10 protein-coding genes and 1 pseudogene are annotated in these 12,390 nt (G+C 73.0%); 6 read left to right on the plus strand and 5 right to left on the minus strand.

Annotated elements, in window-relative coordinates; all coding sequences use genetic code 11:
- Positions 1 to 18 precede the first annotated feature (18 nt).
- Complete coding sequence (locus tag QFZ75_RS30655; protein WP_307542067.1) at positions 19 to 1,560, minus strand: DUF4331 domain-containing protein; 1,542 nt, start codon at positions 1,558 to 1,560, stop codon at positions 19 to 21.
- 254 nt (positions 1,561 to 1,814) lie between these two features.
- Between QFZ75_RS30655 and QFZ75_RS30660 the strand changes: the two are divergent.
- From QFZ75_RS30660 to QFZ75_RS30670, 3 genes and pseudogenes are all read left to right on the plus strand, one after another.
- Positions 1,815 to 2,358, plus strand: a pseudogene (locus tag QFZ75_RS30660) (sigma-70 family RNA polymerase sigma factor).
- On the plus strand, positions 2,355 to 3,140 hold the full coding sequence (locus QFZ75_RS30665) for an anti-sigma factor (RefSeq protein WP_307542068.1): 786 nt from the start codon (positions 2,355 to 2,357) through the stop codon (positions 3,138 to 3,140). Before QFZ75_RS30660 ends, QFZ75_RS30665 begins: the two are co-directional and overlap by 4 nt.
- A gap of 115 nt (positions 3,141 to 3,255) precedes the next feature.
- Positions 3,256 to 3,525, plus strand: coding sequence for a hypothetical protein (locus QFZ75_RS30670; RefSeq protein WP_307542069.1), 270 nt, complete (start codon positions 3,256 to 3,258; stop codon positions 3,523 to 3,525).
- Positions 3,526 to 3,581: 56 nt separating this feature from the next.
- On the opposite strand, the gene QFZ75_RS30675 is transcribed toward QFZ75_RS30670, so the two are convergent.
- From QFZ75_RS30675 to hmgA, 4 genes are all read right to left on the minus strand, one after another.
- Complete coding sequence (locus QFZ75_RS30675; RefSeq protein WP_373466068.1) at positions 3,582 to 4,790, minus strand: CaiB/BaiF CoA transferase family protein; 1,209 nt, start codon at positions 4,788 to 4,790, stop codon at positions 3,582 to 3,584.
- Between the two features lie 46 nt (positions 4,791 to 4,836).
- Positions 4,837 to 6,036 carry a type ISP restriction/modification enzyme gene (locus QFZ75_RS30680; protein WP_307542072.1) on the minus strand — a complete coding sequence of 400 codons (1,200 nt, stop codon included), beginning with the start codon at positions 6,034 to 6,036 and terminating at the stop codon, positions 4,837 to 4,839.
- Between the two features lie 40 nt (positions 6,037 to 6,076).
- The gene (locus QFZ75_RS30685; protein ID WP_307542073.1) at positions 6,077 to 6,826 is read right to left on the minus strand and encodes a GntR family transcriptional regulator; all 750 of its coding nucleotides are present in this window, start codon (positions 6,824 to 6,826) and stop codon (positions 6,077 to 6,079) included.
- Positions 6,827 to 6,935: 109 nt separating this feature from the next.
- Positions 6,936 to 8,342: a homogentisate 1,2-dioxygenase gene (gene hmgA / locus QFZ75_RS30690; protein WP_307542075.1), complete on the minus strand. Its 1,407-nt coding sequence runs from the start codon at positions 8,340 to 8,342 to the stop codon at positions 6,936 to 6,938.
- Between the two features lie 103 nt (positions 8,343 to 8,445).
- Here hmgA and QFZ75_RS30695 point away from each other — a divergent pair, with 103 nt between their 5' ends.
- The 3 genes from QFZ75_RS30695 to QFZ75_RS30705 all read left to right on the plus strand — a co-directional run bounded on the left by QFZ75_RS30695 (position 8,446) and on the right by QFZ75_RS30705 (position 12,361).
- Positions 8,446 to 9,045 carry a hypothetical protein gene (locus QFZ75_RS30695; RefSeq protein ID WP_307542077.1) on the plus strand — a complete coding sequence of 200 codons (600 nt, stop codon included), beginning with the start codon at positions 8,446 to 8,448 and terminating at the stop codon, positions 9,043 to 9,045.
- Positions 9,046 to 9,140: 95 nt separating this feature from the next.
- On the plus strand, positions 9,141 to 9,761 hold the full coding sequence (locus QFZ75_RS30700; RefSeq protein ID WP_307542078.1) for a TetR/AcrR family transcriptional regulator: 621 nt from the start codon (positions 9,141 to 9,143) through the stop codon (positions 9,759 to 9,761).
- Between the two features lie 344 nt (positions 9,762 to 10,105).
- Positions 10,106 to 12,361: a molybdopterin oxidoreductase family protein gene (locus QFZ75_RS30705; protein ID WP_307542080.1), complete on the plus strand. Its 2,256-nt coding sequence runs from the start codon at positions 10,106 to 10,108 to the stop codon at positions 12,359 to 12,361.
- Positions 12,362 to 12,390: the final 29 nt, after the last annotated feature.

The raw sequence follows: 12,390 nt of genomic DNA on the forward strand, positions 1-12,390 counted from the left end.
CGGTTCAAGGGGCGCGGGTCAGTAGGCGCGGCGCCGGCCGCGCCACCACAGCAGGCCCGTACCGACGAGCAGGAACCCGGCCGCGCCGGAGGCCGCGGAAACGGCGATCAGCGTGGTGTCGTCCATACCGCCGGTGCCGGTCGTGCCGCCCGCGGGCTGCAGCGCGTCCCCCAGCTGGTTGCGGACGTCGTTGGTGCCGGCCGTGCCCTTGGCCAGCGGTCCACGCGAACCGGAGGTCGGCAGGGCGACGTACGGGAACGTCTTCTCGAACTTCTGGTCGTTCTTGTCGACCGCGTCACCCAGGTCGTTCTTGGCGCCGACCAGTTCGCCCTCGACGACCTGCAGCGCGATGTCCAGCACGTCGTCGCCCAGGCGGCGGCCGTTCGGGAAGCCCGCGTTGTCACCGTCCAGCACACCGAGGCGCTTCTCCTCGGCGGACGGCTTGATCGAGGTGTTGAGGCGCAGCATCTCCGAAGGACGCACGTGCGGCGGCTGGTTGAGGCCCTCCACACCCTTCAGGAACACGTCGACCAGGTCGTTGCGGGGCTCGTCGGGCGCCTCGATCTTGTAGATCGCCTCGATGAGCTTCGGCAGCTCGGGCTCGGTGACGTTCTTCAGGAAGTCGCCGTCGTTCCAGGGCGCGGACGCGTTGAACTTGTCCTTGTCCTTGATCGGGTTGACGACCTCGTTCACCAGCGGCATGCCCAGGCGCGAGACCTGACGGTAGTGACCGCTCGCGTTCCTGCGCTGCGTCGTCGACCAGATGCCCACGATCGGCTGTTCGGCCGACTCCTGGATCATGTCGTTCGGCACCTGCAGGGCGACGGTGTTGACGTTGTAGCCCTTCAGGGTGTCGTTGCCGACCTCGGACAGGTTCCCGCCGTACAGCAGGTCGAAGACCCGCAGATCGAGGAAGAACGGGTCGTCGGCCTGGCCCGCGAACGTCGTGGCCCCGCCCGGCAGTTCGTGCACGGCCTGGTCGCGGAGCTTGGCGTAGTCCGGCATGGACGCCTTGCCGACGTTCGACGGCGCCACCGGCACGTCGTCCGCGACCTTCGTCCGCTTGACCAGGTGCTGGTCCTTCAGCTGCAGCAGGTCTATGTCGTAGGTCTGCGTGATGTTGAGGTCCGGGTCGTCCAGGCTCTCGACAGCGCCCGTGTTGTACAGGAAGGTCTTGTCGTTCTTCGTGTGCGTCCTGAAGGTGTACCGGAAGAGCAGTTCGCCCTGCGCGTCACCGTTGTTGTCGATGTGCAGGTCGTACTGGGCGTCCTCGGCGAACGGGAAGAAGTTCGGCCCGCCGGCCGGCTCCTCGAAGGGGATCCAGTTGGCGACGATCGTGGTCGTGTCCGGTTTGTCGGGGCTCGCGAACGCGTACACGTCCGTGTTGTCGTACTGCGGCTGCCCCGAGATGAGCGGAGCCTCCCGGTGGCTCGAGGCGCTCGCGCTCCCCGGTTCGAGCGCGGTCACGCCGACGGCCGCGAGCCCGCCGGTGGCCAGCGCACCGCAGACAAGGGTCGCGAGGCTCCTGCGTCCCACGAACCCACTGGTGAAAGGTGTCATGCCGTCCGTCCTCTGTCCCAAAGCTGTGTCCGGCGGTGAACCGGGCGGGAGACCCCTCGAGTGGTCCGTCGCCGCGCTCGTACCGCGTCGGTCGGTGTTGCCTGATGCACGCCATTCGGAGCCGGGGGGAGAAAGGATTGGTCCGGGATCCACCCGCGTTTTCAGGGAGTTGATCCGTAACCCCATCCGACGGCGTTCCTGCGCCGAATACGTGAGGACGGGACGGGCCGTTCAAGGCCGAGGAGGGGGAACGGGTGGAGGCGGACGAACTTCTGGTGCGCGTGGCCACAGGAGACCAGAAGGCCTTCGAGGATCTGTACGCCCTCGTGTCCGGGCCGGTCTTCGGGCTGGTGCGCCGGGTCGTACGGGACCCGGCGCAGTCGGAGGAGGTGGCGCAGGAGGTGCTCCTCGAACTCTGGCGCTCCGCCGCGCGCTACGACCCCGGCCGCGGCAGCGCGCACGCCTGGGTGCTGACCCTCGCGCACCGCAGGGCGGTCGACCGGGTGCGCAGCGCCCGCGCCGCCGGGGGAGCGCGAACTGCGCATGGCCCGGCGGTCGAACGGCCCCGCCTTCGACCACGTCGCCGAGGAGGTCGAGGCCGGCCTCGAGAGGGAATGGGTACGCCGCTGCCTGGACCGGCTCACCGCCCTGCAGCGCCAGTCCGTCACCCTCGCCTACTACGACGGCTACACCTACCGTGAAGTGGCCGAACGGCTCTCCCTGCCGCTCGGCACCGTGAAGACGCGCATGCGGGACGGGCTCACGCGGCTGCGCAACTGCCTGGGAGGTGTCGCATGACCAGCATCTTCCGGCGCGGCGAACTGCATTCGCTGGCCGCCCCCTACGCGCTCGACGCCCTGGAACCGCACGAGCGCAAACGGTTCGAGAAGCACCTCGGGCACTGCGACAGCTGCGCCGCCGAGGTGCGCGCCCTGCGCGAGGACGCGGTCCGCCTCGCCTGGTCCACGGCCGCCCCGGCCCCCGCCGCGCTGCGCGACCGGGTCCTCACGGCCGTACGGAACACCCCGCAGGAACCGGCCCCCGCGCAACCGCGGGAGCGGGTGCGGGCGCAGCGCCCGCCGTCGCGGGCCCGCCGCTCGCCCTTCTCGCCCTTCCTCGTCCCCCTTGCCTCCACCACGGCCGCCGCCGCCCTCGTCGTCGCCGCGCTCTTCGGCATGCAGGCGTCCCGTACGCAGGACCGGCTGACCGAGGAGCGGGCGCAGGCGCGTGAGATCGCCCACGTTCTCGCGGCGCCGGACGCCCGCGCCGCCGCCGGCCGGGACGCGGACGGCCAGGGACTCGGCGTCGTCGCGTCCGCCTCGCAGGGCACCGCCGTGGTGACCGCGGCCGGTCTTGCCGCGCCTTCGGGGGAAAGGGTCCACCAGCTGTGGCTCATGCGACCGGAGGGGAAACCGCGATCCCTGGGGCTCCTCGACGGCGACACGCCCTTGATTGCCACCGGTCTGGATCCGGACGCGTCGTCACTGGCTGTGACCGTCGAGCCGCCGGGCGGCTCCCCGCGGCCCACCACCGCACCGGTTGTCCAACTCGCCCTGGAATCACTCGGATTCGGAGAGTAATCGTCAACGCCCGTACAGGAGAGTGGAATCCCGCCACCGGGATACACGAGTGCCGTGACGGGGCGATAGGGTTAACCTGCCCGGGCCGGGTGCCCTCGTACGGGTGGGGAGTGACATGGAACAGATAACAGTGCGTGGCAGGGCGCGAGTCCCTGCGATCACGTGTGGGAGCAGCGCGACGAGTTCGCGCCTCGACCGCCATCTTTCGGTGATGGGTGGCCCTGCCATCCCTCAGCGCGAAGCGGCCGAGGCGACGTCCTTGATGCGCGAGCTCACCTCTCGTGACACCGCGCACGACCGCACCGGCAGGGGCGCGCGAGTGAGGCGGGTCTCGCTCTTCGCACCGCTGCGCCGGCTGCGCCGTTCGCTGTTCGGCGGCCGCTGACCGGCGGCCCCGGTCGCTGACACGCGGCCGAACCCGAGCAGGAGCCCGACCCGCGCTCAGGCGGACACACCGTCCCGGCGCAGTGCTGCGATCTCCTCGTCCGTCATCCCCACGGCACGCAGTACCGCCCCGGTGTGTTCCCCGAGCGCGGGTACGGGTCCCATTTTCGCCGCCTCACCGCCCGGCAGCGTGATCGGCGGCAGCAGGGCTCTCAGCGGTCCCACCGGCGACCCCACTTCCCGCCACCGGTCCCGGGCCGCGAGCTGCGGATGCTCCGCCACGTCCGCCACGTCCCGCAGCAGCGCGCAGGCGATCCCGGCCGCCTCCAGTCGCGCCACCGCCTCCCGCGCCGTGAGCGCCGCCAGTGCCGTGCCGACCAACTCGTCCGTACGGTCCCGGTGTTCGACCCGGGCCGCGTTCGTCGCGTACGCCGGGTCGTGCGCCAGCTCCGGCCGTCCCAGCACCTGTTCGGCGAGCCGGCGCCACTCCCGGTCGTTCTGCACCGACAGCAGCACCCGCCCGCCGTCACCCGTGGCATAGCCGTCGTACGGGGCGATGACGGCGTGCGCGAGGCCGGTGCGCGCCGGGGGAGTCCCCCCGTGCATCGCATGGTGCAGCGGATGCCCCATCCACTCCGTCAGCGCGTCCAGCATGGACACCTCCACCGGCCCGCCGCGCCCCGTCGCCCCGCGCCGCACCAGCGCCGCGAGGACCCCGGAGAACGCGTACATGGCCGCCGCGATGTCGGCCGCCGGGATGCCGGCCTTCACCGGCTGCCCGGCCGTGCCCGTCACGGAGACCAGCCCCGCCTCGCACTGCACGAGCATGTCGTACGCGCGCTTGCCGGCGTACGGTCCCGAGGGCCCGTAGCCCGAGATGTCCACGGCGACGAGGCGCGGGTGCGCCGCGCACAGCGTGGCCGCGTCCAGGCCGAGCCGGGCGGCGGCGCCCTGCGCGAGGTTCTGCACGAAGACGTCGGCGTCCGCCACCAGGCGGCGCACCACGTCGAGCCCGCGCGAGTCCTTCAGGTCGAGCGCGACGGACTCCTTGCCGCGGTTGCACCACACGAAGTGCGAGGCGAGACCGCCGGCCGCGGTGTCGTAGCCGCGCGCGAAGTCGCCGCCGTCGAGGCGCTCGACCTTGACGACCCGCGCCCCGAGATCGGCGAGCTGCCGGGTGGCGAAGGGCGCGGCGACGGCCTGCTCGACGGCGACGACGGTGATGCCCTCCAGGGGCAGGGGAAGCGGCTCCATGCGGGGGATCATGACCCGGGGCGACGGGTTTGTCATGCGCCGGTGCCGCCCGTGCCGGTCAGAGCAGGGTGAACTGGCCCTCGGGGCCCTCCTCCGGGTGGGTGAGGACCGTGGCCGGGGCCCGGGAGGCGGCCGAGGGCGGCAGGACGCCCGCCCGGCGCAGGGCCGTCGAGGTGACGGGGGAGGCCGGCGTCACATCCGTTCGCCGCGTGCGCAGTTCCGCCAGGAGGGACAGGACCGTCACCAGTTCCAGCAGGTCCGAGGTCCAGGTCTGGGGCCACGTCGTGGGACGGACGGCCTCCAGCGTGCCCGGCTCGGGCCGGGTGATGCGGGCGGCGAACCACTGGTCCAGGACGCGGACCCCGCCCACCTCGAAGTCCCAGGCCTCGGGCGGTACGGGGGAGATGCGGCCCTCGTCGAGGTGGAGGGTCTCCTCGTCCCGGTCGTAGCGCGGCTCGTGGGGGAACGGCGGGAGCGGGGCCCGGACGTAGGGGCGGCGGCCACCGGGGAGCTTCGGGCGGTCGCCGTCGCGGCGCATCAGCCGCAGCATGCGGTGGCCGGCGTCGGTTCCGCGCGCCCACAGTCCGGGGTCGGTGGTCAGCGGGACCGTGGGTCCGTCGGGGCCCGGGGCGGCGACCGCCACCGTCCAGGCCAGCACGTCGAGCGGGGCGGGGCAGTGGCCGAGGTGCTCGGCCAGGAAGTCCAGCAGGCCCGGCGCCAGGTTCGGTTCCAGACCGCCGGGGCGCCGGAACAGCGGGCGGACCCGGCCGGGGCGCGTGGCGGGAACCGCCTTCGACCGGGGCCGGGCCACCGGCAGGACGGACGTGGCCAGGAGCGCCGGGCCGGCGGGGACGGGCGCCTGCTCGACCGCGAACACCTGGTGGGCGTCCGCCACCCGCCACAGTTCCGGCCGCGCCGCGTCGATGAGCCGGTGGTCGGGAATCAGCCATTGCTCGTCGAACGGTCCGGCCGTCACCCGTACCGGCTCCGCGCAGGGGCCCGACGCGCGCGCCAGCCGTCCCGTCCCGGCGGGCCGGCCGGGCAGTTGCGCCACCGCCGAGTACAGGGTCCGCGCGCGTGTGACGCCGAACAGCGCCTCGCGGTCGGGCCCTTCGGCCTTCATGAGGGCGTCCCAGCGCGCTCTCAGGGACGCCGCGTCGGGCGCCGTCGGCCACGCCCGGCCCGGCCGGGGAGGTGCGACCGACCACGGCATGAGGTCCGCGAGCAGCGGAGCGTCGTCGTGCGTCACGCCCGGCATCGTACGACGTGTCCCCCGGCGGCGTCCGGGTCGTGCGCGGTCAGTGGGCGTCCAGGGTGACGGTGAACGAGAAACGGTCGCCCCGGTAGTGGATGCGGGCCACGTCCAGCGCCCGCCCGTCCTCGCCGTGCACGACGCCCGTGTAGTGCAGGATCGGGCTCAGCAGCGGCACCTGGAGGAGCCGGGCGGTCTCCGGGTCGGCGAGCCGCGCCTCGACCGTATCGGTGATCTGGCCGATTCTCGCCCCCGCGACATCGCGCAGGACCTTGGTCATGGGCCAGCGCAGCAGGTCCTCGGGATCGATCAGGGCCGCCAGTTCCGGCCGCACGTAGTTGCGCGCGTGGTTGGTCGGCTCACCGGTCTTCTCGTCGCTGCGCAGCCGGTGGTACGTCGCCACCTGGGCCAAGTCCGGGAAGTACTCGGCCAGTTCGCCCGACACGGGTTCGCTCCCGTGGTCCAGCAGCTGCGTCGTCATGCCCGACTGCTGCGCCACGATGGCGTCCACCGAGCCGAGCAGGCGGACCGGCGCGCCCCGTGTGGCGCTCGGCTCGATGAACGTGCCGCGCCTGCGGTGGCGGGAGATGAGCCCTTCGCCCTCCAGTTCCTTGAGCGCCTGCCGCATGGTCAGCACGCTCACCCCGTAGTGCTCCGCCAGCTGTTCCTCGGTCGGCAGCCGCAGCGGATCCTGCGGCGACCGCCCGAGTATCGAGGCGCGCAGGGACTGCGACACCTGATACCAGAGCGGCAGCTTGCGGTTCAGGACGATCGAGTCCGGGGCGAAGGAGGTCACGAGGGTATCCGTACCGGTCGCGGGCGTCGGGTGCAACGGGCTGCCGTACGCGTGGTCGTGCGGGCGGTCGAACGTGCGGGGCGTGCGGGGCGTGCGTGGCCGGGGGCCGTCACGGCCGGCCGGCCGGCCCGGAACCGCCGGCGTCCGGCCGGAAGTGGCGTTCGAGGCCCTGCCACACGTCGTCGTACGCGGCCTGCAGGTGCCCGGCGCGGGCGGCCTGCGCGGTGGCGGTGACCGGCCAGCGCGTCTCGAACATGAAGGCCAGGCCGTCGTCGACCTTCTGCGGCCGCAGCTCGGCGGCGCTCGCCCGCTCGAAGGTCTCCCGGTCGGGGCCGTGCGCCGACATCATGTTGTGCAGCGAACCGCCGCCCGGCACGAAACCCCCCTCACCGGCGGCCTTCGCGTCGTACGCGCCCTCGAGGAGTCCCATGTACTCGCTCATCACGTTCCGGTGGAAGTAGGGCGGCCGGAAGGTGTCCTCGCCCACCAGCCAGCGCGGTGCGAAGACCACGAAGTCGACGCCGGCCAGGCCCGGGGTGTCGGACGGCGACGTCAGCACGGTGAAGATCGACGGGTCGGGGTGGTCGTAGCTGATGGTGCCGATCACATTGAACAGGCGCAGGTCGTAGACGTACGGCACATGGTTGCCGTGCCAGGCGACGACGTCGAGCGGTGAGTGGTCGTACCGCGCCGTCCAGAGGTTGCCGCAGAACTTGTTGACCACCTCCACCGGCCCCGCCGTGTCCCCGTCGTCCTCGTACGCGGCGACCGGTGCTTTGAAGTCCCGGGCGTTGGCGAGGCCGTTGGCGCCGATCGGCCCGAGGTCGGGGAGCTGGAAGGGGGCGCCGTAGTTCTCGCACACATAGCCCCGCGAGGTCCCGGCCGGACCGCCGCCGGGCACCGTGTCCAGCAGCTGCACCCGGAAGCGCACCCCGCGGGGGACCAGTGCCACATGGCCCGGCTCCACCCGCAGCAGCCCGAACTCGGTGCGCAGCAGCAGTCCGCCGCGCTCCGGCACGATCAGGAGCTCGCCGTCGGCGTCGCTGAACACCCGCTCCATCGAGGAGTTGGCGTGGTACAGGTGCACGGCCATGCCGGTGCGCTGCGTGGCGTCGCCGTTGCCGCCGAGGGTCCACAGGCCCGCCAGGAAGTCGGTGCCGGGCGGGGGTTCCGGCAGGGGGTTCCAGCGCAGCCGGTTCGGATCCGGCACCGTCTCGGTGAAGGGGGCCGTGCGCAGGGTGCCGTTGTCGGTGCGGGTGAAGGCGGGGTGCGCGGCCGACGGGCGGATGCGGTACAGCCAGGAGCGGCGGTTGTGCGCCCTCGGCTCGGTGAACGCGGAACCGCTCAGCTGTTCCGCGTACAGCCCGAGCGGGACCCGCTGCGGCGAGTTGCGGCCCTGCGGGAGCGCGCCGGGCACCGCCTCCGAACTGTGCTCGTTGCCGAACCCGGAGAGATACGTCAGCGCCTCGGCGGTCTTCCGCAGTGCCCCGGCGCCGTCGTGCGCGTCCCCGCTCATGATCACTCCCTCGTTCCCGATTCCTATGCATCACCGTAGGATTCGGCGAATCGCCGCGCAAGGGGGGATCCGGCTGTCGGAGCCGTGCTCTAGTCTCCCGGGCATGTCGTGGAAGCGAGCCCTCCTCCCCCCTCTCGTGGTCTGCGCGCTGCTCGCCGCCCTGTCGGCCGGGGCGACGGGCTGCGGGAGCGGTGACGCGCAGGGGGGCGACGCGGTGCGGTCCACACCGGTGGGCACGGTGCTGGCGGACACGGACGAGGAGGGGCGGCACTACCGTGAGGTCGACGGGAAGAGCGCACCCGAGGTCGCGATCGAGATACAGCCCGACACCGACGGCGGCTGGAACGTCCGGCTGACGGTCCACGACTTCCGCTTCTCGCCCGCGGGAACGGAGCGCAGGGCCGAACCGGGCCGCGGCTACGCGCTGCTCCGGCTGGACGGCAGCCCCCTGTCCCTCCTGCGCGGCCGGACACACCACCTCGCGGGGGACGTCGTTCCGCACGGGACCCACCAGGTGACCGTGCGCCTGTACGCGGACGACGACACGGTGTGGGCCGTCGGCGGCGAACCCGTCGCCAGCACGGCCGACATCACCGTGTCCGACCCGGACCCACGCAACGGCAGCGGCGGCAACGGCAACGGTGAGAGCGGGGGCGGCGGCAGCGGCGGCCGGGGCGTGCCCCGGGGTGCCGGCGCCCCGTGAGACCGGTGCCGGTGGGTGGTCGTGGGGGCACGGACTCCGTACGGAAAGGCACAGTTCGCGGGAGCCCGTTCACCGCACCACGGCGGGAAGGCATCATGAAGCCCGTGCCCCACGCGACCTCGATGCGCCGCGCGCCCGTCCAGCGCCGTAGCGCCGAACGACTCACCCGCATCCTCGACGCCTGCGCCGCTCTCCTGGACGAGGTCGGCTACGAGGCCCTGAGCACCCGCGCGGTCGCCCTGCGCGCCGGGGTGCCCATCGGTTCGGTCTACCGGTTCTTCGGCAACAAGCGGGCCATGGCCGACGCGCTCGCCCAGCGCAACCTGGACGTCTACACCGAGCGGGTCTCCCGCCGCCTCGAGGAGACCGGCGACGGGGCGGGCTGGCGGGCGGCCATGGACGCGGTCCTGGACGAGTACCTCGTGATGAAGCGCACCGCGCCCGGCTTCACCCTGGTCGACTTCGGCAACCAGATACCCGTCGGCACCCGTGACGCCGAACCCAACACCCGTGTCGCCGACCGCCTGACCGAACTGCTCTCCGCCCGTATCGGCCGCACCCCCGACGAGGATCTGCGCCGCACCTTCCTCATCGCCGTCGAGACCGCCGACACCCTCGTCCAGCTCGCCTTCCGCCTCGACCCGGCGGGCGACGAGCGCGTCATGGAGGAGGCACGGGAACTGCTGCGGGCGTACCTGTCGCGCTCACTCGACTAGGGCGTTTCTTTTGGATCAGGTCGGATCAGGCCGCGGTGTCCGGTGCGGTGCATCGCAAGGCGGAGCATGATCCGTGTACTGGGCGTACTTGGGTCGTGCGACAACGCCGCGAGGCGCCGTGCCGGGCGCCGCGGACCCGGGCTGATCCAAAAGAAACGCCCTGGGGCCTGTCCGGCGATTCCCGCCCGCCCGTTCCCGCCCGCCCCTCCCCGCCCGTCCGTTCCGCGTCGTACGGCAGGCGAATTCGCGACGTGACCCCCGCGACCCCTCCCCACCGTCCATACCGGTCGGTATGCTCGGCCCGGTCAGTGCGTCACCGTCGCCGCCACCCCTCCGGAGGACCCGTGTCCACCACCACCGACTCCCGCACGGCCCTGCGCATCTGCCCGCTCTGCGAGGCCACCTGCGGGCTGACCCTCACCATCGAGGGGACCAGGGTGACGAGCGCGCGCGGAGACCGCGACGACGTGTTCAGCCGGGGGTTCATCTGCCCGAAGGGGGCGTCGTTCGGCGCGGCCGACGGCGACCCGGACCGGCTGCGGACCCCGCTGGTGCGCAGGGACGGCGAACTGCGCGAGGCCACCTGGGAGGAGGCCTTCGACGCGGTCGCCGCCGGACTGCGCCCGGTCGTCGAACGGCACGGCCCGCACTCCGTCGGAGCCGTCCTCGGCAACCCGAACGTGCACACCATGGCCGGCGCCCTCTACCCGGCCGTCCTGCTCGCCGGCCTCGGCACGCACAGCGTCTTCACCGCGTCCACCGTCGACCAGATGCCCAAGCACGTCTCCAGCGGCCTCCTCTACGGCGACGCGAACGCCATCCCCGTACCCGATCTCGACCACACCGACCACCTGCTGCTGATCGGCGCCAACCCCCTGGAGTCCAACGGGAGTCTGTGCACCGCACCCGACTTCCCCGGCAAACTCAAGGACCTCAGGGCGCGCGGCGGCACGCTGACGGTCGTCGACCCGCGCCGCACCCGCACGGCGAAGCTCGCCGACCGGCACGTCGCCGTCCGCCCCGGCACCGACGCCCTGCTCCTCGCGGCGATGACGCACGTCCTCTTCGAGGAGCGGCTCACCGATCTCGGCGCGCTCGGCGAACTGGTCCAGGGGGTCGACGAACTCCGCGACGCCGTAAGGGACTTCACGCCCGAGGCCGCCGCCGGGGCCTGCGACGTCGACGCCGGCACCATCCGGGCGCTGGCCCGCGAACTGGCCGCCGCGCCCACCGCCGCCGTCTACGGCCGCATCGGCAGCTGCACCGTCCCGCACGGCACCCTGGCCAGCTGGCTCGTCGACGTCCTCAACATCCTCACCGGCAACCTCGACCGGCCCGGCGGCGCCCTCTTCCCGCAGGCCGCCACCGACCGCACGCCCCGCCCCGCCGGACCCGGCCGCGGCTTCGCGCTCGGCCGCTGGCACAGCCGGGTGAGCCGCCACCCCGAGGCCAAGGGCGAACTGCCGCTCGCCGCGCTCGCCGAGGAGATCGACACCGCGACCGCCGAGGGCGAGCCCGTCCGCGCGCTCGTCGTCATCGCCGCCAACCCGGTCCTCTCCGCCCCCGACGGCGACCGCCTCGACAAGGCCCTCGGCTCGCTCGACTTCATGGTCAGCGTCGACCCGTACCTCAACGAGACCTCCCGCCACGCCGACGTCGTGCTGCCGCCGCCCCCGCCCTCGCAGAGCCCGCACCACGACTTCGCCTTCAACACCCTCGCCGTCCGCAACCAGGTCCGCTACACCAGGGCCGCCGTCCCGCTGGAACCCGGCAGGATGGCCGAGACGGAGATCCTCGCCCGGCTCGTCCTCGCCGCGACCGGCCTGCACGGCGCCGATCCCGCCGCCGTCGACACCATGGTCATCGACCGGACCCTCGGCAAGGCCGTCGAGGAAGCGCACTCCCCGGTGCACGGCCGCGACCCCCGCGAGCTCGCCGCCGCCCTCACCGGCGACACCGGCCCCGAGCGCCGCCTCGACATGATGCTGCGCCTGGGCCCGTACGGCGACGGATTCGGCGTACGCCCCGACGGCCTCACCCTGCACCGGCTGCTCGACCACCCCCACGGCATCGACCTCGGGCCGCTGCGGCCGCGCCTGCCGGGCCCCCTCAAGACCCGTAGCGGACGCGTCGAACTGCTCCCGCGGCCCCTCGCCGACGACCTCCCGCGCCTCAGGGACGCGCTGCGCTCGCGCCCCGACGGCCTCGTCCTGGTCGGCCGCCGCCACCTGCGGTCCAACAACAGCTGGATGCACAACATCCCCGCCCTCACCGGCGGCACCAACCGCTGCACCCTGCACCTCCACCCCGACGACGCCGAACGCCTCGGCGTCACCGACGGGGCACCCGTCCGCGTCAAGGGCGCCGGGGGAGAGGTCGTCGCCCCCGCCGAGGTCACCGACGCCGTACGCCCCGGGGTCGTGAGCCTGCCGCACGGCTGGGGGCACGACCGGCCCGGCACCCGGCTGCGGCATGCCGCCGCGGACCCCGGTGTCAACGTCAACCAGCTGCTGGACGGCAGTCTGCTCGACCCGCTGTCCGGCACCGCGGTCCTCAACGGCGTACCCGTCGAGGTCGCGCCGACAGGCACCGCGCCGTGACCACAATGAACGCTGTGACCAGGAGTTTT

The sequence above is a fragment of the Streptomyces sp. V3I8 genome (assembly GCF_030817535.1).
Classification (GTDB): Bacteria; Actinomycetota; Actinomycetes; order Streptomycetales; family Streptomycetaceae; genus Streptomyces.

Bases quoted from the DNA above. Each gene is read 5' to 3' on its own strand.
- QFZ75_RS30655 (WP_307542067.1), bottom strand. From the start codon at position 1,560: ATGACACCTTTCACCAGTGGGTTCGTGGGACGCAGGAGCCTCGCGACC.
- QFZ75_RS30665 (WP_307542068.1), top strand. From the start codon at position 2,355: ATGACCAGCATCTTCCGGCGCGGCGAACTGCATTCGCTGGCCGCCCCC.
- QFZ75_RS30670 (WP_307542069.1), top strand. From the start codon at position 3,256: ATGGAACAGATAACAGTGCGTGGCAGGGCGCGAGTCCCTGCGATCACG.
- QFZ75_RS30675 (WP_373466068.1), bottom strand. From the start codon at position 4,790: ATGATCCCCCGCATGGAGCCGCTTCCCCTGCCCCTGGAGGGCATCACC.
- QFZ75_RS30680 (WP_307542072.1), bottom strand. From the start codon at position 6,036: ATGCCGGGCGTGACGCACGACGACGCTCCGCTGCTCGCGGACCTCATG.
- hmgA (WP_307542075.1), bottom strand. From the start codon at position 8,342: ATGAGCGGGGACGCGCACGACGGCGCCGGGGCACTGCGGAAGACCGCC.
- QFZ75_RS30695 (WP_307542077.1), top strand. From the start codon at position 8,446: ATGTCGTGGAAGCGAGCCCTCCTCCCCCCTCTCGTGGTCTGCGCGCTG.
- QFZ75_RS30700 (WP_307542078.1), top strand. From the start codon at position 9,141: ATGAAGCCCGTGCCCCACGCGACCTCGATGCGCCGCGCGCCCGTCCAG.